This window comes from Propionicimonas sp. (assembly GCF_049840635.1).
Classification (GTDB): domain Bacteria; phylum Actinomycetota; class Actinomycetes; order Propionibacteriales; family Propionibacteriaceae; genus Propionicimonas.
Genome location: NZ_JASGKL010000005.1, coordinates 290,267 through 309,801 on the forward strand (window position 1 = coordinate 290,267; position 19,535 = coordinate 309,801).

At 68.7% G+C, this 19,535-nt stretch carries 19 protein-coding genes and 4 tRNA genes; 3 read left to right on the forward strand and 20 right to left on the reverse strand.

Translation table 11 applies throughout. From position 1 onward, the window contains the following. Positions 1-53: 53 nt before the first annotated feature. Together rpoB and QM779_RS07425 are read right to left on the reverse strand one after the other, a co-directional pair. A complete protein-coding gene (gene rpoB / locus QM779_RS07420; RefSeq protein WP_428533767.1) occupies positions 54-3,527 on the reverse strand; it encodes a DNA-directed RNA polymerase subunit beta in 3,474 nt (1,157 codons plus the stop codon). 384 nt (positions 3,528-3,911) lie between these two features. Continuing rightward, complete coding sequence (locus QM779_RS07425) at positions 3,912-5,177, reverse strand: helix-turn-helix domain-containing protein (protein ID WP_428533769.1); 1,266 nt, start codon at positions 5,175-5,177, stop codon at positions 3,912-3,914. Positions 5,178-5,289: 112 nt separating this feature from the next. Here QM779_RS07425 and QM779_RS07430 point away from each other — a divergent pair, with 112 nt between their 5' ends. Beyond that, on the forward strand, positions 5,290-5,430 hold the full coding sequence (locus tag QM779_RS07430; RefSeq protein ID WP_428533771.1) for a hypothetical protein: 141 nt from the start codon (positions 5,290-5,292) through the stop codon (positions 5,428-5,430). Between the two features lie 341 nt (positions 5,431-5,771). Here the strand turns inward: QM779_RS07430 and rplL are convergent, their stop codons facing one another. The 16 genes from rplL to QM779_RS07510 all read right to left on the reverse strand — a co-directional run bounded on the left by rplL (position 5,772) and on the right by QM779_RS07510 (position 16,096). Continuing rightward, positions 5,772-6,167, reverse strand: coding sequence for a 50S ribosomal protein L7/L12 (gene rplL, locus QM779_RS07435; RefSeq protein WP_428533772.1), 396 nt, complete (start codon positions 6,165-6,167; stop codon positions 5,772-5,774). Positions 6,168-6,190: 23 nt separating this feature from the next. Further along, the gene (rplJ, locus tag QM779_RS07440; RefSeq protein WP_428533774.1) at positions 6,191-6,781 is read right to left on the reverse strand and encodes a 50S ribosomal protein L10; all 591 of its coding nucleotides are present in this window, start codon (positions 6,779-6,781) and stop codon (positions 6,191-6,193) included. Positions 6,782-7,085: 304 nt separating this feature from the next. After that, the gene (rplA, locus tag QM779_RS07445) at positions 7,086-7,787 is read right to left on the reverse strand and encodes a 50S ribosomal protein L1 (protein WP_428533776.1); all 702 of its coding nucleotides are present in this window, start codon (positions 7,785-7,787) and stop codon (positions 7,086-7,088) included. A 96-nt stretch (positions 7,788-7,883) separates the two neighbouring features. Next, the gene (gene rplK / locus QM779_RS07450; RefSeq protein WP_415154111.1) at positions 7,884-8,315 is read right to left on the reverse strand and encodes a 50S ribosomal protein L11; all 432 of its coding nucleotides are present in this window, start codon (positions 8,313-8,315) and stop codon (positions 7,884-7,886) included. Between the two features lie 72 nt (positions 8,316-8,387). Beyond that, complete coding sequence (gene nusG / locus QM779_RS07455) at positions 8,388-9,236, reverse strand: transcription termination/antitermination protein NusG (protein WP_428538351.1); 849 nt, start codon at positions 9,234-9,236, stop codon at positions 8,388-8,390. Beyond that, a complete protein-coding gene (secE, locus tag QM779_RS07460) occupies positions 9,233-9,661 on the reverse strand; it encodes a preprotein translocase subunit SecE (protein WP_428533778.1) in 429 nt (142 codons plus the stop codon). The genes nusG and secE overlap by 4 nt, the downstream gene beginning before the upstream one ends. Before the next feature lie 66 nt (positions 9,662-9,727). After that, a tRNA-Trp gene (locus QM779_RS07465) sits at positions 9,728-9,800 on the reverse strand. 104 nt (positions 9,801-9,904) lie between these two features. Further along, positions 9,905-11,989: a methionine--tRNA ligase gene (gene metG, locus QM779_RS07470; protein WP_428533780.1), complete on the reverse strand. Its 2,085-nt coding sequence runs from the start codon at positions 11,987-11,989 to the stop codon at positions 9,905-9,907. A gap of 91 nt (positions 11,990-12,080) precedes the next feature. After that, the gene (locus QM779_RS07475) at positions 12,081-13,277 is read right to left on the reverse strand and encodes an aromatic amino acid transaminase (protein ID WP_428533782.1); all 1,197 of its coding nucleotides are present in this window, start codon (positions 13,275-13,277) and stop codon (positions 12,081-12,083) included. A gap of 37 nt (positions 13,278-13,314) precedes the next feature. Further along, complete coding sequence (locus QM779_RS07480) at positions 13,315-14,355, reverse strand: UDP-N-acetylmuramate dehydrogenase (RefSeq protein ID WP_428533784.1); 1,041 nt, start codon at positions 14,353-14,355, stop codon at positions 13,315-13,317. Continuing rightward, positions 14,348-14,758: a MaoC/PaaZ C-terminal domain-containing protein gene (locus QM779_RS07485; RefSeq protein WP_428533786.1), complete on the reverse strand. Its 411-nt coding sequence runs from the start codon at positions 14,756-14,758 to the stop codon at positions 14,348-14,350. The genes QM779_RS07480 and QM779_RS07485 overlap by 8 nt, the downstream gene beginning before the upstream one ends. Next, a complete protein-coding gene (locus QM779_RS07490; RefSeq protein WP_428533788.1) occupies positions 14,755-15,186 on the reverse strand; it encodes an FAS1-like dehydratase domain-containing protein in 432 nt (143 codons plus the stop codon). The genes QM779_RS07485 and QM779_RS07490 overlap by 4 nt, the downstream gene beginning before the upstream one ends. A gap of 114 nt (positions 15,187-15,300) precedes the next feature. Further along, positions 15,301-15,471, reverse strand: a complete 171-nt coding sequence (rpmG, locus tag QM779_RS07495; RefSeq protein ID WP_428533790.1) for a 50S ribosomal protein L33 — start codon at positions 15,469-15,471, stop codon at positions 15,301-15,303. Between the two features lie 33 nt (positions 15,472-15,504). Further along, positions 15,505-15,580: transfer RNA gene (locus QM779_RS07500), tRNA-Met, on the reverse strand. 59 nt (positions 15,581-15,639) lie between these two features. Beyond that, positions 15,640-15,712: transfer RNA gene (locus QM779_RS07505), tRNA-Thr, on the reverse strand. Between the two features lie 87 nt (positions 15,713-15,799). After that, positions 15,800-16,096, reverse strand: a complete 297-nt coding sequence (locus QM779_RS07510) for an MGMT family protein (protein WP_428533792.1) — start codon at positions 16,094-16,096, stop codon at positions 15,800-15,802. A 399-nt stretch (positions 16,097-16,495) separates the two neighbouring features. Here QM779_RS07510 and QM779_RS07515 point away from each other — a divergent pair, with 399 nt between their 5' ends. After that, a complete protein-coding gene (locus tag QM779_RS07515) occupies positions 16,496-17,881 on the forward strand; it encodes a class II fumarate hydratase (protein WP_428533794.1) in 1,386 nt (461 codons plus the stop codon). A gap of 3 nt (positions 17,882-17,884) precedes the next feature. Here the strand turns inward: QM779_RS07515 and QM779_RS07520 are convergent, their stop codons facing one another. Continuing rightward, positions 17,885-18,499: a LysE family translocator gene (locus QM779_RS07520; protein WP_428533796.1), complete on the reverse strand. Its 615-nt coding sequence runs from the start codon at positions 18,497-18,499 to the stop codon at positions 17,885-17,887. 147 nt (positions 18,500-18,646) lie between these two features. Beyond that, a tRNA-Tyr gene (locus QM779_RS07525) sits at positions 18,647-18,728 on the reverse strand. A 310-nt stretch (positions 18,729-19,038) separates the two neighbouring features. Here QM779_RS07525 and QM779_RS07530 point away from each other — a divergent pair. Further along, entirely contained in the window at positions 19,039-19,530 is a 492-nt protein-coding gene (locus QM779_RS07530; protein ID WP_428533798.1) for a YajQ family cyclic di-GMP-binding protein, read from the forward strand. Positions 19,531-19,535 lie beyond the last annotated feature (5 nt).

The window sequence follows — 19,535 nt, forward strand, 5'->3', positions numbered from 1 at the left end:
CCTGTTGCCAGGAAACGTGTGTTGTCTGAGTTGTCTGGTGACTGAGTCGAAACTCAGACTTCGTCGAGAGAGCGGAAGGAGTCCGCACCCGGACGACGGGACAGGTCGATGCCGAACTCCTCGCTGGCGCGGAAGTCGTCCTCGGAGTCACGCAGTTCCACCACGGTGCCGTCGCTGGAGAGGACCTCCACGTTCAGGCACAGCGACTTCATCTCCTTGACCAGCACCTTGAACGACTCGGGGATGCCGGGCTCCGGGATGTTCTCGCCCTTGACGATCGCCTCGTAGACCTTCACGCGGCCCGGGACGTCGTCGGACTTGATGGTGAGCAGCTCCTGCAGGGCCCAGGCGGCGCCGTACGCCTCCAGTGCCCACACCTCCATCTCGCCGAACCGCTGGCCACCGAACTGCGCCTTGCCGCCCAGCGGCTGCTGGGTGATCATCGAGTACGGGCCGGTGGAGCGGGCGTGGATCTTGTCGTCGACCAGGTGGTGCAGCTTCAGCATGTAGATGTAGCCGACGCCGACGCGCTCGGGGTACGGCTCGCCGGAGCGGCCGTCGAAGAGCTTCGCCTTGCCGCCGGAGTCCACCAGCTGGAGGCCGTCACGCTGCGGCAGCCCGTGCTCGAGCAGGCCCGCGATCTCCTCCTCGTTGGCACCGTCGAAGACCGGGGTGGCCAGGCGGGCGTCGCCGTCCACGTGCTCCAGCCCGACCTCGCGCAGGCGGTCGGCCCACGGCTCGTCCACACCCTTGATGTCCCAGCCGGCCTTGGCGACCCACCCGAGGTGGGTCTCCAGCACCTGGCCGACGTTCATCCGGGACGGGACGCCGAGCGGGTTCAGCACGATGTCCACCGGGGTGCCGTCCTCGAGGAACGGCATGTCCTCCACCGGCAGAATCTTGCTGATCACGCCCTTGTTGCCGTGGCGGCCGGCGAGCTTGTCGCCGTCGGAGATCTTGCGCTTCTGGGCCACGTAGACGCGGACCATCTGGTTCACGCCCGGGGGCAGCTCGTCGTCGTTCTCGCGGTCGAAGACGCGGACGCCGATCACGGTGCCGGTCTCGCCGTGCGGGACCTTCATCGAGGTGTCGCGGACCTCACGGGCCTTCTCGCCGAAGATCGCGCGCAGCAGCCGCTCCTCCGGGGTGAGCTCGGTCTCGCCCTTGGGCGTGACCTTGCCGACCAGGATGTCGCCGGTGCCGACCTCGGCGCCGATCCGGATGATGCCCCGCTCGTCCAGGTTGGCGAGCATGTCCTCGCCGATGTTCGGGATGTCGCGGGTGATCTCCTCGGCACCGAGCTTGGTGTCGCGGGCGTCGATCTCGTGCTCCTCGATGTGGATCGAGGTCAGGACGTCGTCCTGCACGAGACGCTGGCTCAGGATGATCGCGTCCTCGTAGTTGTGGCCCTCCCACGGCATGAACGCGACCAGCAGGTTGCGTCCGAGCGCCATCTCGCCGCCGTCGGTGCAGGCACCGTCGGCGAGCGGCGTGCCGACCTCGACCCGGTCGCCGGCACCGACCAGCGGACGCTGGTTGATGCAGGTGGCCTGGTTGGAGCGACGGAACTTGTCCAGCCGGTAGCTGGTGTAGGTGCCGTCGTCGTTGGTGACGTCGACGATGTCGGCGCTCACGGAGGTGACCACACCGGGCTTGTTGGCCACGGTCACGTCGCCGGCGTCCACCGCACCGCGGTACTCCATGCCGGTGCCCACGAACGGGGCCTCGTTACGGATCAGCGGGACGGCCTGGCGCTGCATGTTCGCACCCATCAGGGCGCGGGACGCGTCGTCGTGCTCGAGGAACGGGATCAGCGCGGTCGCGACCGACACCATCTGGCGCGGCGAGACGTCCATGTACTGGACCTCCAGCTGCGGGACCTCGTCGGCGTCGCCGTCCTTCTTCCGGACGAGCACGCGATCCTCGAGGAAGTGGCCGTCGGCCCCCACCCTGGCGTTGGCCTGGGCGATGACGTAGCGGTCCTCCTCGTCGGCGGTGAGGTAGTCGATCTGGTCGGTGACGTAGCCGTTCTCGACCTTGCGGTACGGGGTCTCGATGAACCCGAACGCGTTCACGCGGGCGAAGGACGCCAGCGAGCCGATCAGGCCGATGTTCGGGCCCTCAGGGGTCTCGATCGGGCACATCCGGCCGTAGTGGCTGTGGTGCACGTCGCGGACCTCCATGCCGGCGCGGTCACGGGACAGACCGCCCGGGCCGAGCGCGGAGAGCCGCCGCTTGTGGGTGAGGCCCGCGACCGGGTTGGTCTGGTCCATGAACTGCGACAGCTGGGACGTGCCGAAGAACTCCTTCAGCGCGGCCGAGACCGGGCGGATGTTGATCAGGGTCTGGGGCGTGATCGCCTCGATGTCCTGGGTGGTCATCCGGTCGCGGACCGTCCGCTCGAGCCGGCCGAGGCCGATCCGCAGCTGGTTCTGGATGAGCTCGCCGACCGTGCGCAGGCGGCGGTTGCCGAAGTGGTCGATGTCGTCGGTCTCGACGGGCATGCCCTCGTACTCCGTCCGGCCCTCGTGGAGCATGACGATGTAGCGGATGGCCGCGACGATGTCCTCGATCGTCAGCACCTGCGTGTCGAAGGGCAGGCCGGTGCCGAGCTTCTTGTTGATCTTGTACCGGCCGACCTTCGCCAGGTCGTAGCGCTTCGGGTTGAAGTAGTAGTTCTCCAGCATCTGCTGGGCGGCCTCACGGGTCGGCGGCTCGCCCGGACGCAGCTTGCGGTAGATGTCGAGCAGCGCCTCGTCGGTGTTCGCGGTGTGGTCCTTCTCGAGCGTGAGCCGCATCGACTCGAACTCGCCGAACTCCTCGAGGATCTGCTCGTTGGTCCAGCCGAGCGCCTTCAGCAGCACGGTGACGTTCTGCTTGCGCTTGCGGTCGACGCGGACACCCACCATGTCGCGCTTGTCGATCTCGAACTCCAGCCAGGCGCCGCGGGACGGGATCATCTTGCAGGTGAAGATGTCCTTGTCCGAGGTCTTGTCCGGGGTCTGTTCGAAGTAGACGCCCGGGGACCGGACCAGCTGGGAGACGACGACCCGCTCGGTGCCGTTGATGATGAACGTGCCCTTGTCGGTCATCAGCGGGAAGTCGCCCATGAACACCGTCTGGCTCTTGATCTCACCGGTGTCGTTGTTCATGAACTCCGCGGTGACGAACAGCGGAGCCGCGTAGGTGAAGTCCTGGTCCTTGCACTCCTCGACGGTGTGCTTGGCGTCCTCGAACCGGTTGTCGCGGAACGACAGCGACATGGTCTGGGACAGGTCCTCGATCGGGGAGATCTCCTCGAAGATCTCCTCGAGGCCCGACTTCGTGTTGATGTCGGTGCGTCCCTCGGCCTGGGCGGCAGCGACCCGGCCCTGCCAGGTCTCGTTGCCGATCAGCCAGTCGAAGGACTCGACCTGGAGATCAAGAAGGTTCGGAACCTCGAGCGGTTCGTGGATCTTCGCGAAGGAGATCCGACCGCTGGGTGAGACAACATTGGTGTTCTTCGACGCAGTGCGCGAGACGGCCAAGGTGGAGTCCTTCCGCAAAAATCCGGCGGCAGCCGGTTTCGTTGCACGCAGAACGGCCCGCGTCAAGTGCACGGGTCGTCGATGGCGATGGGCAAAGCGCAAGCTTACCTCGGACCCCCGGAGGCCGCAAATCCGCCCGGTGGAGCACGCCGTTCTCTCGGGGGGACCAGCAACGGGCTCACGGCCGGGCGGATTCGCCAGTGGGGAACGGGGCCGGCCGGCTCAGCGGCCGCAACCCTCCCCTGCACGCCACAGGGCCGGTGTCTGCGGCTGGCACGGGAGGGGTTTCCATACGCTGCAGAACACCGGCCCAAGTGGTGTACTCATCCGACGCATTAGGGGGGGCGCCGACAAGAAGATTCCATCAGACTTGACGGGGACTTGTCAACCCTGAGTCAAGAAAGTTCCTGAGACTTCTTGACCAACGCTTCGACGCCAGGCGTTCACGGCCGCCCGCAGACGCCCCTCGACCTCGAACTGGAGCGCAGCCTGCTCGTAGCGCTTGTGTGCCGCGGCGGCGTTGCCCATGGCGTTGAACGCGTGGCCGAGGATGAGTTCGCTGTTCCCCCGCCCCATCCCGTCGCCACCCAGAATCGGGTCATCCAACACCTCAGTCATCAGACGGGCCGCCTCCTTCGGCGAGCCCGTACGGAGCGCATACAACGCCTTGACCTGCCTGACCTCGACGACGTCGTAGTTGTTGCCGAGAATCTGAAGGCCCAGTGACGCCGTCTGGATCAGTTCGTCCACCCCATCCGTGATGTTGGCGTTGAGACGCCAATGCGCGGCCGAGCTGTTGAAGCGCAGCCACAGGCGCAGGTCGCGGCGGGGATCGAGGAGTCGCTTGGCCAGGTCGTGGTGCCTCAGCCCGTTCTCGATCTCGTTGCCGAAGAAGTACGCCGTTCCGAGTGTCCAGGCGATCGTGCCTCGGGAGTGGTCGGAGGTCAGACGAGGCGCCAACGTCGAGAGTCGATCCAGGTAGGGGCGACTCTCCTCGAACGAGTGCCCGGCCTCCGTCATGCTGCTGACAAGGGCCATCAGTGCCTCAGCGAGGATGATGGGGGGTGCCGCAGAGGCGGCTTCCACCGCGCGCGCACCGAACGCCACAGCCCAGCCGAGACGATCAGACGCGCGGTTGGCCACGGACGCGAGGCTGAGTGCCTGAGCCCTAGCGATGGCGAAGCGTTGAGCTGTCGTGTGCTCGGAGAGTTGCTCAGCGAGCGAGGCGGCGCCGCCGAAGTCTCCCGACGAGAACCTTGCCTGCGCCTGCACGTACTGCGCTTCCCAGTAGCGACCCTCATCCCCGGAGGCCTCCGCGATCGCGGCAGCCTGCGCCGAATGCTGAATGGCGGCGGCCCAGTCGTGTTCTGACCAGGCCCGTTCCGCGACCAGCAGGTCCTCGATCGTGTTGCCCATCACCAGTTGACTGGGATCGGCCGCCGGCGAAACCCCCCACTCCAGCGGCGAGACGCCCAGTCGGCGAGAGAGGAACTCGATCACCTCGGGAGTGGCGACCCGCCGGCCGCTCTCGATGTGGGAGATGTAGCTACCTGAGTACTTGTCACCGCCGAGTTCGGCCTGGGAAAGCCCCTTGCGTCGCCGCGCCTCGCGCAGCAACGTACCGAACTGCACCGAGCTGGACGTGTCCACTCGTCCTCCCATCTTCGATTCTTCGAAAACTCTGTCAAATATTGACAAGCTAGTCAAGTAGCAGCTACGTTCTCAGTCAGAGCCAGTCAAACCAAGAGAGGCCCCGGGGACCATGACCATCGTTCGCAGGATTATCGCCACCGCCGCCGTTGCAGGCACCCTCGCCGTGCTTCCGGTCAGCGTCATCACCACTCAGTCCCTCGGCGGGATCACCGTCGCGGGCGGTCAGGGCACCTGGCCTTTCGGGAAGTAGCCCCTTCGCGAACACACACGAGCCACCCCCAGTCGAGTCAGAAAGGCGGCGGTCCCACCGGGACCGCCGCCTTTCTCGTGTCCTCAGCTCTCGCATCCGCACCGTCCCCGCCTGTCCCGCGCGCCCCACGCGTCCGGCTTGCTCCCGAAAGGCGGCCTTGCTCCCCGAATTTGGGGAGCAAGGCCGCCTTTCGGGAGCACACGCGTCCGGAACGTCGCCGAGCCACCGCTCCCCCGGCTGTGAAGAGCTGAGGGGTCCGCGTCGCCCTCCCTGCCCCGGGCATGCGAAAGGGCGGTGGCGATCCGCAGATCGCCACCGCCCTTTCGGCTGGTGTCAGCTGGTCACTTGACGCTGACCGAGGCGCCGGCGGCCTCGAGGGCCTCCTTGGCCTTGGCAGCCGCGTCGCGCGCAACCTTCTCCAGGACGACCTTCGGAGCGGCCTCGACCAGGTCCTTGGCCTCCTTCAGGCCGAGGTTGGTGAGCGCGCGCACCTCCTTGATGACCTGGATCTTCTTGTCGCCGGCGGACTCGAGGATCACGTCGACCTCGGAGGACTCCTCGACCTCCTCGGCAGCGGCGTCGCCGCCACCCGCGGCGGGAGCCGCGGCGGCCACGGCCACCGGAGCGGCAGCGGTAACACCGAAGGTGTCCTCGAACAGCTTCACGAACTCGGAGAGCTCGATCAGGGTCATCTCCTTGAAGGCGTCAAGGAGCTCGTCAGTAGTGAGCTTCGCCATTTTCGGCGTCCTTTCTCTTCTTCTTACTCTGATGCAGCGTCAGCCGCGTCGGTGGTGGCCTCAGCAGCGGGCGCTGCATCGGTTGCCGGGGCGTCATCCCCGGCCTGCTTCTGGGACGTCAGGGCGGCCAGGGCGCGAGCGGCCTGGGACAGCGGTGCGGCGAAGAGCCCCACAGCCTTGGCCAGGTTGCCGTTCATCGCACCGGCGAGCTTCGCGAGCAGGACCTCGCGGGACTCGAGATCGGCCAGCTTCTTGACCGAATCGGCGTCGAGGACGCGACCGTCCATGACACCGCCCTTGATCACCAGCAGCGGGTTCGCCTTGGCGAAGTCGCGCAGACCCTTCGCCACGGTGGCAACGTCACCGCGGATGAAGGCGATCGCGGTCGGGCCGGCGAGCTTGTCGTCGAGTCCCTCGATGCCCGCTTCGCGGGCGGCGATCATGGTCAGCGTGTTCTTCGTCACGGCGTAGGTGGCGTCCTCACCCAGGGACCGGCGCAGTGCCTTCAGGTCCTTGACGGTGAGTCCGCGGTACTCGGTCAGCACAGCAGCCGCAGAGTTGCTGAAAGCCTCAGTCAGCTCCGCGACGTCGGCTGCCTTGTCCGGCCTCGCCATGGTTCTCCTTCCCACATCTGATGTGTCACCGTTGACAGCCGGGAAAAGGAAAAGCCCTGGTGCACAGGCAACCAGGGCGAACAACTCGTGCGAGCGATTCAGGTTTCACCTGCGCGGGATTTGCCTTGCCTGGCGAACCAGGACGAGAACCAGCGGTCTTCGGTACCACCAAGGCTACCGGTACGCCGCGCCCGCAACCAAATCGGCGCCGCCGAACAGCGAAACGCCCCCGTCCGCACCGGGCTTCCCCACTGCGGGGCGGGGCACCCGATGCAGAACGGAGGCGTTCTGCGGTCTGGAAGGACTACTCGGCGGTCGGCTTCACCTTGGTCGGGTCGACCGGGACACCCGGGCCCATCGTCGAGGCGATCGTCGCCTTCTTCACGTAGCGGCCCTTCGACGCGCTCGGCTTGAGGCGCATGACCTCGTCGAACGCCGCGAAGTAGTTCTCCACCAGCTGCTGCTCGGTGAAGGACGCCTTGCCGACGATGAAGTGGAGGTTCGCGTGCCGGTCGACACGGAACTCGATCTTGCCGCCCTTGATGTCCGACACGGCCTTCGCCACGTCCATCGTCACGGTGCCGGTCTTCGGGTTGGGCATCAGACCCCGCGGGCCGAGGACGCGACCGAGCCGGCCGACCTTGCCCATCAGGTCGGGCGTGGCGACGACCGCGTCGAAGTCGAGGTAGCCGCCCGCGATCTTGTCGATGAGCTCGTCCGCGCCCACCTCGTCGGCGCCCGCCGCGATCGCATCGTTGGCCTTCTCACCGGTGGCGAAGACGAGGACCCTTGCCGTCTTGCCGGTGCCGTTGGGGAGGTTCACGGTGCCACGCACCATCTGGTCGGCCTTGCGGGGGTCGACGCCGAGGCGGAGGGCGACCTCCACCGTCTCGTCGAACTTCGCCGAGGCGTTCTTCTTGACGATGCCCAGGGCAGCCTCGGGGCTGTACAGCTGGGTCTCGTCGACGTTCTCGCTCGCGGCCCGATAGGCCTTGCTGCGCTTCATGCTGGTCTCCTTGTTCGTCCAGGCCCTCGCATGGGCCCGGTGCCAGGCGTGGTGCGGGCCGCGCGGGCCCTCCCACTGTTGTTGTTCAGGTGAGGATCAGGACTCGACGGTGACGCCCATGGAGCGGGCGGTGCCGGCGACGATCTTCATGGCGGCCTCGATGTCGTTGGCATTGAGGTCCGGGAGCTTGGTGGTGGCGATCTCACGCACCTGGTCGGCGGTGAGCGAGCCCACCTTGTCCTTGTGCGGACGCGCGGAGCCACTCTTCAGTCCGGCGGCCTTCTTGATCAGTTCCGCGGCCGGCGGGGTCTTCGTGATGAAGGTGAAGGTGCGGTCCTCGTAGATCGTGATCTCGACCGGGATGATCGTGCCACGCATGGCCTCGGTCTCGGCGTTGTACCGCTTGCAGAACTCCATGATGTTCACGCCGTGCGGGCCGAGCGCGGTGCCGACCGGCGGGGCAGGGGTGGCTGCGCCCGCGTTCAGGGCCACCTTGACGATGGCGGCCACTTTCTTCTTGGGAGGCATTGTTGGTTGGGTCCTTCTCGTTGGTTCTTCTTCCGCACCGCCGACCACGGTGGTCGGCGGCCATGCGCGTCGCTAGACCTTCTGGATCTGGCCGAGGGTCAGGTCGACCGGGGTCTCCCGGCCGAGGATCTCGACCAGCGCCTTGAGTCGCTGGCTGTTCGCATTGATCTCGGTGATGGTCGCGTGCACCCCTGCGAAGGGGCCCTGGACCACCATGACCGAGTCCCCGACCTTGAAATCGGCGATCTCGATCTTCCTGTTCCTCGGCTTGCTGCCGCTGCTCGCGGCCGCGGCCCGGGCGAGGGCCGCCGGGGCGAGCATCTTCTCGACCTCGTCGAGGCTGAGCGGCACCGGCGCGTTGGCGTGGGCGACGAAGCCCGTCACCGACGGCGTGTGCCGCACGGCCGCCCAGGACGCGTCCGTGAGGTCCATCCGGACCAGGACGTACCCGGGGAGCACCGTCCGCGTGACGGACTTGCGCGCACCGTTGCGGGTCTCGATGACCTCTTCGGTGGGCACCACGGCCTCGTAGATGTAGTCCTCCATCCCGAGCGTCTTCACCCGGTTGTCCAGGTTCTGCTTCACCCGGTTCTCCATGCCGGAGTAGGTGTGGATGACGTACCAGTCCCCCACCTGGCTGCGCAGCTGCTGGCGCAGTTCCTCCAGCACGGCCTCCTCGTCGGCGTCGGGGACGACCGGCTCGGGCTCGGGTTCGGGCTCGTCCTCACCGAGGTTGAGCAGCAGGTCGTCGGCCTCGGCCTCCAGGGGACCGCCGAAGTCGAGGTTCAGCTCGATGTCGTCCTCGGCCGGGGCCTCGGGGACGCCGAGGTCGATCTCGAAGTCGTCCGACACGGGCGTGCCGAAGTCGTCGGAGGGCGCGTTGTTCTCAGTCAAATGCCTACTCACTTCCTCGTCGGTCAGCCCAGGGCCTTGAGCATCAGCCAGCCGAACCCGAGGTCGAGCGCCGCGACGATGCCGATCATGATCAGCACGAACACCAGCACGACGACGAAGTACTGCTGCAGCTGGCTTCCGGTCGGCCAGACGACCTTCTTCAGTTCCGCCACCGACTCCCGGACGAACTGGGCCGGGGTGGTCCGCCGGTGCTCCTCGCCGGGCCGGGCGCGGTGTTGCTTGGGGGTGGCCCTGCCCTTGCCGGTCGTCGCGGCCGACTCGCCGGAGCCGGCAGCCGCCTTCCGCACGGGACGGGCGCTGGCGGCCGCCATGGCGACCTGCTCCTCCTCGGTCAGCTCGACATCCTCCAGGCCCATGGCCTCCAGGTCGAGCTCATCGGCGGTGGGGTCGCTGGGGACGTCGGCGTCTGCCAACTCCGGTTCGTCCGCCACGGGGCCGTCCTTACTCGTCGCTACTTCGGGTGGTGCTGGCCGGTCGTCGGTGTGACGGCTGTCCAGCAGGGCAAGAGGGACTTGAACCCCCAACCTGCGGTTTTGGAGACCGCTGCTCTGCCAATTGAGCTATTGCCCTTCGGTGCCCACGCCACCCACCCATGCCTGTGGGCATGGCCGAGCAGGTGATGGTCACCAAGTACAGGATTGTACGTGGAACCGGCGGGGGAAGTCGAACCGGGCTCAGCGCACGCGCAGGCCCGGGGACGCCCCCGCATCCGGCTCCAGCAGGAAGATTCCCGGATGCGTCTTCTCGTCGCCGTGGGCCGCGGCGAGGACCATGCCCTCGCTCACGCCGAAGCGCATCGTGCGCGGCGCGAGGTTCGCCACGAGCACGGTCAGGCGGCCGACGAGGGCCTCCGGGTCGTGCGTGGCTGCGATCCCGGAGAACACCTGCCGGGTCCGCCCCTCCCCCGCGTCCAGCGTGAGCCGGAGCAGCTTCTTCGCGCCCTCGACCGCCTCCGCCGCGACGATCCGGGCCACCCGGAGGTCCACGCGGGCGAAGTCGTCGATCGTGATCTCCTCGCCGATCTCCTCCCCGCCCGGCGGCTCGTCGGAGCCGGCGTCGGCGGCCTGGGCGGCCTCGGCCGGTTCCTCCGCCGCTGCGGGCGCGGGTTCGAACAGCGCGGCCATCAGCGCCGGGTCGACCCGCTGCATGAGGTGGGAGTAGTGGCCGATCACGTGCTCACCGAGCGGACGGGTCGCGTCCTGCCAGGTGAACTCCGGGACGTCGAGGAAGGCAGCGACGCTCGAGGCGACCGCAGGCACGACCGGCGCCAGCAGGACGCTGAGGACGCGGAACCCCTCGATGCCGGTGCTGCACGCCTGGTGCAACTCGGCCTCGCCGCCCTCCGCCTTGGCCAGTTCCCACGGCTTGTGCCGCTCGACGTACTCGTTCACCCGGTCGGCGAGCGCCATCACCTCGCGCAGCGCCTTGCCGAACTCCCTGGTCTCGTAGAGCTCAGCGATCGTGTCCACCCTGCCGTGCAGGTGAGCGAGCAGCGCGCGTCCGTCGTCGCCGAGGTCGGCGGCCAGCCGGCCGTCGAACCGCTTGGTCAGGAAGCCGGCCATGCGGCTGGCGATGTTCACGTACTTGCCGACCAGGTCGGCGTTCACGCGGGTGACGAAGTCGTCGGGGGTGAAGTCGAGGTCCTCGACGTGCGAGTTCAGCTTGGCCGCGATGTAGTAGCGCAGCCAGTCCGGGTTGAGCCCGAGTTCGAGGTAGCGCAGCGGGCTGATGCCGGTGCCGCGGCTCTTGCTCATTTTCTCCTCGCTCACGGTGATGAAGCCGTGCACGAAGACGTTGTCGGGCACCTTGCGGCCGGAGAACTTCAGCATCGCCGGCCAGAACAGCGTGTGGAAGTACACGATGTCCTTGCCGATGAAGTGGATCTGCTCGACCTCGGGACGGGCGAGGAACGCGTCCACGTCCTCACCGCGCTTGGCGAAGAGGTTGACCAGCGAGGCCAGGTAGCCGATCGGCGCGTCCAGCCAGACATAGAAGTACTTGCCGGGGGCGCCGGGGATCTCGATGCCGAAGTACGGCGCGTCCCGGGAGATGTCCCAGTCGGACAGGCCGGGGTTGCCCTGCTCGTCGCGGACGAACCACTCCTTCACCTTGTTGGCGACCTCGGGCTGCAGCCGGCCGTCCTGCGTCCACTCCTCGAGGAAGGCGACGCAGCGCGGGTCGGACAGCCGGAAGAAGAAGTGCTCGCTGGAGCGCAGTTCGGGGACCGCACCGGACAGCGCCGAGTACGGGTTCTTCAGGTCGGTGGGCGCGTAGACGCTGCCGCACACCTCGCAGGAGTCGCCGTACTGGTCGGCGGCGCCGCACCTGGGGCACTCGCCCTTGATGTAGCGGTCGGGCAGGAACATGGTCTTGACGGGGTCGTAGAACTGCTCGACGACATGGGTGTCGATCAGCCCGTTGTCCTTCAGGGCGAGGTAGATCGACTGCGCGAGCGCGGTGTTCTCCGGGCTGTCGGTCGAGTGCCAGTTGTCGAAGGAGATACCGAAGCCGTCCAGGTAGGCCTTGCGGCCGGACGCGATGCCGCCGACGAACTCCTGCGGTGTGAGCCCTGCCTTCTCCGCGGCGATCATGATCGGGGCGCCGTGGGCGTCGTCGGCCCCGACGAAGTACACCTCCGCGCCACACATCCGCTGGTAGCGGACCCAGATGTCGGCCTGGATGTACTCCATCATGTGGCCGATGTGGAAGGGCGCGTTGGCGTAGGGCAGGGCTGTGGTGACGAACAACGTCCGGGTCATTCTTCGAAGCCTAGATTCCCGGGCAACCCCCGCGCCAACCGGACGCCGTCCGTCCGACCCGCGACCGCGGGCGGCGGTCGAATCCGGGCCCCTACAGGACGGCGGCGATCGCCGCGGCCACCCGCTCGACGTTGCCCGGGTTCAGCGCCGCCACGCAGATGCGTCCGGCGTCGGTCCCGTAGACGGCGTGGTCGGCGCGCAGCGCCTGCATCTGCGCCGCGGACAGGCCGGTGTAGCTGAACATGCCGACCTGGCGGGCGATGAAGCCGAAATCGGTGGACGCCCCCGCGCCGGCGAGCGCGTCCACGAGCGCGACCCGCATCGCGCGGATCCGCAGCCGCATGGCCTCGAGTTCGGCCTCCCACTGCGCGCGCAGGTCGGGGTCCGCGAGCACGGAGGCGACGACCGCCGCACCATGGGTGGGCGGGTTGGAGTACGTGGTGCGGATCGTGACCTTGAGCTGGGAGAGCACCCGCGCGGCCTCGTCCGCGTCCGCCGCGACGACGCTGAGGCCGCCGACCCGCTCGCCGTAGAGGCTGAAGCTCTTCGAGAAGGAGGACGCGACCAGCACGGGGATCCCGAGCGCCGCGAAGCGTCCGACCACCGCGCCGTCGGCGGCGATGCCCTCGGCGAAGCCCTGGTAGGCCATGTCGAGGAACGGCACCAGCCCGGCCTCCGCGACGACCCGGGCGACCTCGGCCCAGTTCTCGTCGGTGAGGTCGTACCCGGTGGGGTTGTGGCAGCAGGCGTGCAGGACGACGACCGTTCCCGGCGCTGCCGAGGTCAGGTCGGCGAGCATGCCCTCCACGTCGACGCCGCCCTTGGCGGGCGCGTAGTAGCGGTACGGGCGGACGTCGAAGCCGGCGCGGCTGAACAGCGCCTCGTGGTTCTCCCACGACGGGTCGGAGATGAGGACGGTCGGTAGCGCATCGGTGCGCTTGAGGAACTCCGCGCCGATCTTCAGCGCGCCCGTGCCGCCCAGAGCCTGCACGGTGACGACCCGACCGTCGGCCACGGCGGACGCGTCCGCGCCGAACACGAGGTCCCGGACGGCCTTCGTGTAGGCGGGCAGGCCGTCGATCGGGAGGTAACCGCGGGGAGCCGGGTTCTCGGCGAGCTTCGCCTCCGCCGCCCGGACGCACCCCAGCAGCGGGACCTTCCCGTCCTCACCCAGGTACACCCCGACGCCGAGGTTCACCTTCCCCGGCCTGGTGTCGGCCACGAACGCCTCGGTCAGGCCGAGGATCGGGTCGCGGGGTGCCAGGGGGACGTTCGTCAGGATGCTCACGGGTGCTTCTTCCTCCTCGGTCGGGCCGACCGCCAGTCTAGGCAACCGGCAGTGAGGTCCCCACCAGCACGGGCTCCGGCTCCAGCCGGATCCCGTAGGCCCGCTCGACCCCGTCGCGGACCTCGCCGGCCAGTGCGACCACGTCCGCAGCGCGGGCCCCGCCGCGGTTGGTGATGGCGAGGGTGTGCTTGCCGGACAGCCGGGCCAGGCCCGAGCCGTAACCCCGACTGAACCCGGCGTGCTCGATCAGCCAGGCGGCGCTGGTCTTCACCCTGCCGTCGGGCTGCGGGTAGCGCGGCGCATCGGCCGGCAGCCGGTCCGCGACCGCTGTCTCGACCACAGGGTTGGTGAAGAAGCTGCCCGCGCTCCAGGTGTCGCGGTCATCCGCGTCCAGCACCATGCCCTTGCTGCGCCGCAGCGCCAGGACGGCCTCACGGACGTCGGTCATGGGTGCCCGCTCCCCCGGCTCGATGCCGAGGCTGCGGGCCAGTTCGGCGTACCGCACCGGCATGGACAACGTGCCCAGCCGGAACTGGAAGCTGACCGAGAGCACCACGAACCGGTCGGGGACGGCCTTGAAGAGCGACCACCGGTAGCCGAAGTGGCAGTCGACGGCGAACCGGGTCACGACGACCTTCTGGTGCCGGTCGAACACGCGGACGCGGGCGATCGACTGGGCGACCTCCTGCCCGTAGGCGCCGACGTTCTGGATCGGCGTCGCACCGACCAGGCCAGGGATCCCCGAGAGCGCCTCGATGCCGACCTGCCGGGCGGCGACCGTCGCCGCCACGAAACCGTCCCACGGCTCGCCGGCCGCCACGCTCAGGAAGGCACCCGAGCAGGCCGCGACGTCGTCGGTGTGGATGCCGCGCAGGCCCCCGGTGTGCACCACGGTGCCGTCGAACCCCGCGTCGGAGACGACCACGTTCGAGCCGCCCCCCAGGATGAGCAGCGGCTCCCCCCGCTCGTCCGCGGAGCGGACGACGTCGATCAGGTCCGCCTCGGTCTCCGGGGCGAGCCAGGTCGTCGCCGGGCCGCCCACCCTCAGCGTGGTGTGGTCGGCGAGGAGTTCAGCCAAGATCGACCTCCGCCACCGCGGCGCCGAGCACCTTCGTCTCGCCGCAGGTGGCCTCGATGCTGACCGTCGCCACGCCATCGGCGACCTTCGTGACGGTGCCGCCGAACTCGACCACGGCGCCTCCGTCCGCCGGGACGACCACCGGTTTCGTGAACCGCACCGAATAGCTGAGGACGCGGGCAGGGTCGCCGGCCCAGTCGGTGACCACCCGCAGGGCCGTGCCCATGGTGAGCATCCCGTGGGCGATCACGTCCGGCAGGCCGAGCGCCGCCGCGGCCGCGTCCGACCAGTGGATCGGGTTGAAGTCGCCGGACGCGCCGGCGTACCGGACGAGGTCGGCGCGCGTGAGCGTCCGGGAGAACCCGGGCAGGACCTGCCCGACCTCGGCTACCAGCGTGCTCATGCCGCGTCCTCCTCGCTCGTGTGCATGAGGGTGGAGCTCGCCGTGCAGAGCGCCTCCCCGTCGGTGGTGGACAGGGCCACCGCGATACCGATGATCGCCGTGGTGCCGCGAGCGCGCACCTTCTCGATCGTCAGGGTGGCGGTGACCTCGTCCCCGGCACGCAGCGGACGCGTCCAGGCGAACCTCTGGTCGACGTGGACGGTGCGGCTCAGGCTCAGCCCGAGCTCGGGGTCGTCGAACATCGCTCCCCACGCGGCCGAGGCGAGCACGACGGCGAACGTCGGCGGCGCGACGGGGTCGGTGCCGGAGTAGGCAGGGTTGTCGGCGTCCCCCAGTGCGGCGGCGAACTCGGAGATCTTGGCGCGACCCACCTCGTACGGCGCGGTGGCCGGATAGGTGCGCCCGATGTGCTCTTCGCTGATCGGCATGAGCACAGGCTAACGGCAGCCCGGCGTCCGTGACCTCGGCCGGGCCGCGAGTGTCACGGGCTCAGACGCAGCAAAGCCGCCCACGTCCGTGGGCGGCCTGGCAGGAAGAACCGGTCAGCGGGTCTCGCGGTGCGCGGTGTGCGCGTGGCACTTCGGGCAGAACTTCTTCAGCTCGAGGCGGTCGGGATCGTTGCGGCGGTTCTTCTTGGTGATGTAGTTCCGCTCCTTGCACTGCGTGCACGCCAAGGTGATCTTGGGCCGGATGTCGGCTGCCTTCTTGGCCATCGGATTCCTCTTTTCCTACGTGAGCCACACCATTGGTAGCGGGAGCGGGACTTGAACCCGCGACACAGCGATTATGAGCCGCTTGCTCTACCGCCTGAGCTATCCCGCCCCCGTTCGGACTTCCAGTTGCCTGGGGGACGGGCGGTAATTCCGTCCATCCGAACACAGAGCCCCCATGCGGAATCGAACCGCAGACCTTCTCCTTACCATGGAGACGCTCTGCCGACTGAGCTATAGGGGCCGGACGGGGGTTGACACTACCTCACGACCACCGTGCCACCCAAATCGGCGGCGCCCCGCGCGGCGCGGAGCCCGTCCGGGAGCGGGATCAGTCCAGGCCGGCGCGGAAGCGCGCGAGCTCGACCCGCCCGGAACGGGTGGGGACGCCCTCCTCCGCGAGCCTCCGGGACCCTTCCGCGACGAGGTGCGCGGCGATCGTGCCGTCGGCGCGGACGACCCGCCACCAGCAGGTCTCGCCGCCACGGGTGGCCAGCACGCGAGCCACGAGCCGCGGTCCGCAGCCGACGATGCGGGCGATGTCGCCGTAGGTGCTCACGGTGCCGGCGGGGATCGCGTCCGCCGCCAGCAGGATGCTGTCGGCCAGCTCGGCCATGGTGGGCGCCATGGACGCCACTCTAGGCAGTCCCCTCCTCGCCCCGGCACGCTGGGGACGGTTCCTGCCGTGCCGCATTCGTGCCCGGGCGGAGCGGCGGCGTCCACCACAAGGTGGACGCTTCTGCGGCGAACTCACGACAAACCGTCCACCCTGTCGTGGACGGATGGTGCGGCGGCACGCTGGGGACGGTTCCTGCCGTGCCGCTCCGTGCCTCGGCGGCGCGGCGGCGTCCATCACAAGGTGGACCCCTCTGCGGCGAAGTCGCGACGATGCGTCCACCTTGTCGTGGAGGGGACGCGGCGGCGGCACAAGGTGGACCGCTCTGCGGCGAACTCACGACAAACCGTCCACCTTGTGGTGGACCGGTGGCGCCTTCTCTAGGGTGGAAAGCGACGAAGGGAGCCGACGATGACCGAATTCCGTATCGAGCACGACACCATGGGTGAGGTCCGGGTCCCGGCCGACGCCCTGTACGCCGCGCAGACCCAGCGGGCGGTGGAGAACTTCCCGATCTCGGGACGGGGGCTGTCCAGCCACCACATCGCGGCGCTCGGCCAGATCAAGCGCGCCGCGGCGATCGCCAACGCTGAGTTGGGCGTGCTGCCGCAGCCAACCGCGGACGCGATCGTGGCCGCGGCGGACGAGGTGATCGCGGGCGAGCACGACAACCAGTTCCCGATCGACGTCTTCCAGACCGGGTCGGGGACCTCGTCCAACATGAACACCAACGAGGTGGTCGCGACGCTCGCGTCCCGCCACCTGGGCGAGAAGGTGCACCCGAACGACCACGTGAACGCGTCGCAGTCGTCCAACGACGTGTTCCCCTCCTCGATCCACATCGCCGCCGTGCAGGCCGTCACCGATGAGCTGCTACCGGGTCTCGACACGTTGGCGACCGCGCTGGAGGCCAAGGCGACCGAGTTCGCCGACATCGTGAAGTCCGGCCGCACGCACCTGATGGACGCGACGCCGATCACGCTCGGCCAGGAGTTCTCCGGCTACGCCACCCAGGTGCGCTACGGCATCGATCGGGTGAAGGCCGCGCTGCCCCGCCTGTGCGAACTGCCGCTGGGCGGGACGGCGGTCGGCACCGGCATCAACACCCCGCCCGGGTTCTCCGCGCGGGTGATCCAGCTGGTCGCAGAGCACACCGGGCTGCCGCTGGTCGAGGCGCACAACCACTTCGAGGCGCAGGCCGCGCAGGACTCCCTGGTCGAGACCTCCGGCGCGGTCCGGACGGTCGCGGTGTCGCTGGTGAAGATCGCCAACGACCTGCGCTGGATGGGTTCGGGCCCGCGGACCGGACTCGGCGAACTCGCGCTGCCCGACCTGCAGCCGGGCTCCTCGATCATGCCGGGCAAGGTGAACCCGGTGCTGCCGGAGGCGACCGTCCAGGTCGCCGCGCAGGTGATCGGCAACGACGCGGCGATCGCCTTCGCCGGTGCCCAGGGCAACTTCGACCTGCTCGTGATGCTGCCGGTGATGGCCCGCAACCTGCTCGAGTCGATCACGCTGGTCGGCAACGTGTCCCGGCTGCTCGCCGCACGCTGCGTGGACGGCCTGGTCGCGAACGTGGAACGGTGTCGCCAGTTGGCGGAGTCGTCCCCGTCCATCGTCACCCCGCTGAACCGGATCATCGGGTACGAGGCCGCGGCCAAGATCGCCAAGCACTCGGTGAAGGCGAACCTGACCGTGGCGGACGCGGTCCGCGACCTCGGCTACGTCGAGCGCGGCGAGATCACCGAGGAGCAGCTGGAGAAGGCGCTCGACGTCACGACGATGACCGGACGCTGAGCGTCACCGGCTGATCGCCGTCCGCAGGCCGAGGGCGATCATCCCTCCCCCGCCGACGGCGCTCAGCCGGTGCAGCCGGCGCGGGGACGCGGCGAACCAGTTCCGCGCCGTGCCCGCGGCGAGGCCCCACGCCGAGTCGCAGACGGCGGCCAGCGCGACGAAGAGCGCACCGAGCACGAGGAGTTGCGGCGTCGCGGGCTGCGCGGGGTCGATGAACTGTGGGAGCACGGCGGCGAAGAACACTGCCGTCTTCGGGTTCGTCAGCCCGACGACGAAGCCCTCCACCCAGACCCGGCGGACGGAGCGCTCTCGGGTGGGCAGCGCGAGTTCGCGGCGGTGCCGGATGGCCTGCACGCCGAGGTAGACCAGGTAGGCCGCCCCCGCGTACCGGACGACCTCGTAGCTGACGCTGGCCACCGACAGCAGCGCACCGAGCCCGAGCGAGACGCCCACCACGAGCACCAGAGCGCCGACGGCGTTGCCGAGGGCGGTCCGGACGGACGCGCCCCGTCCCATCGCGACCGCCCGACTCACCACGAACAGCACGCTCGGACCCGGCACGAGGATGAGGACGAGCGACACCGCCAAGAAGGCCCACAGGTGCGTCGCGGGTGGCATGTTCGGGACCCTAGGGCAGCCGTGGCCGACCCGGGGCAGCGTCCGTCCGCCGGGACAGGAACGGCTCTGGCACGTGGGTGGCACGGGCGGTCCCGGACAGCACATCACCCCCCGCCGGAACAATGTCTGACGAGGGGTGATGCTGCGTGGCAGGTGTAGGGTTCGAACCTACGTAGGCTTAGCCGACGGTTTTACAGACCGCTCCCTTTGGCCACTCGGGCAACCTGCCGTGCCCCGACACTGTAGCAAAGCGGACGGTGCCCGACGAATCGGCGAGGCCCGACCCCGACGGTCACCCTGATCGCGGCTTTCGGCACCGAATGAGGCTCTCCACGGCCGCCCCTGGTGAAGGTTGCGACTTTCGGCCCCGCAGCACTTCGCCTGACTGGTGACGAAAGGGGCCGAACTCCGCATCTCTCGCCGGAAGCGCTGCTCCCGAGCCGGATTCGGTGCCGAAAGTCGCGAACGAACCGACCGAGCGTTTGCGGCCCTGCGTCCGATCTGGTGGCATGGACGCATCACCGAGGCAGGAGTGCGCAATGGCCGGAGAGAGCTCGTTCGACATCGTCAGCAAGGTGGACCGCCAGGAGGTCGACAACGCCCTGAACATGGCGGCCAAGGAGGTGCGCACGCGCTTCGACTTCAAGGGGACGGACGCGTCCATCCGCGCCTCCGGCGACGCGATCGAGATGGAGGCGAACGGCGAGGAGCGGGTCAAGGCCGTCCTCGACGTCTTCCAGACCATGCTCGTGCGGCGCAAGGTCGACCTGAAGTCGCTGGACACCGGCGAACCGCGGCTGAGCGGCAAGATCTGGAAGCTCACCGTGACCCTGCGCCAGGGCATCAGCCGCGAGAACGCCCAGAAGATCTCCAAGCTGATCCGAGACGAGGGGCCCAAGGGCGTCCGCACCCAGGTGCAGGGCGATGACCTGCGCGTGTTCTCGAAGAAGCGCGACGACCTCCAGGTCGTCCAGAAGCTGGTCCGCGACGCCGACTACGAGTTCGCGGTCCAGTTCGACAACTACCGGTAGCCGGG

Excerpts from the sequence above, each read along its gene's own strand:
- QM779_RS07430 (WP_428533771.1), top strand. The coding sequence starts at position 5,290 with ATGACCATCGTTCGCAGGATTATCGCCACCGCCGCCGTTGCAGGCACC.
- rplL (WP_428533772.1), bottom strand. The coding sequence starts at position 6,167 with ATGGCGAAGCTCACTACTGACGAGCTCCTTGACGCCTTCAAGGAGATG.
- rplJ (WP_428533774.1), bottom strand. The coding sequence starts at position 6,781 with ATGGCGAGGCCGGACAAGGCAGCCGACGTCGCGGAGCTGACTGAGGCT.
- rplA (WP_428533776.1), bottom strand. The coding sequence starts at position 7,787 with ATGAAGCGCAGCAAGGCCTATCGGGCCGCGAGCGAGAACGTCGACGAG.
- rplK (WP_415154111.1), bottom strand. The coding sequence starts at position 8,315 with ATGCCTCCCAAGAAGAAAGTGGCCGCCATCGTCAAGGTGGCCCTGAAC.
- metG (WP_428533780.1), bottom strand. The coding sequence starts at position 11,989 with ATGACCCGGACGTTGTTCGTCACCACAGCCCTGCCCTACGCCAACGCG.
- QM779_RS07485 (WP_428533786.1), bottom strand. The coding sequence starts at position 14,758 with ATGAGCACGCTGGTAGCCGAGGTCGGGCAGGTCCTGCCCGGGTTCTCC.
- QM779_RS07490 (WP_428533788.1), bottom strand. The coding sequence starts at position 15,186 with ATGCCGATCAGCGAAGAGCACATCGGGCGCACCTATCCGGCCACCGCG.
- rpmG (WP_428533790.1), bottom strand. The coding sequence starts at position 15,471 with ATGGCCAAGAAGGCAGCCGACATCCGGCCCAAGATCACCTTGGCGTGC.
- QM779_RS07510 (WP_428533792.1), bottom strand. The coding sequence starts at position 16,096 with ATGGCGCCCACCATGGCCGAGCTGGCCGACAGCATCCTGCTGGCGGCG.
- QM779_RS07515 (WP_428533794.1), top strand. The coding sequence starts at position 16,496 with ATGACCGAATTCCGTATCGAGCACGACACCATGGGTGAGGTCCGGGTC.
- QM779_RS07520 (WP_428533796.1), bottom strand. The coding sequence starts at position 18,499 with ATGCCACCCGCGACGCACCTGTGGGCCTTCTTGGCGGTGTCGCTCGTC.
- QM779_RS07530 (WP_428533798.1), top strand. The coding sequence starts at position 19,039 with ATGGCCGGAGAGAGCTCGTTCGACATCGTCAGCAAGGTGGACCGCCAG.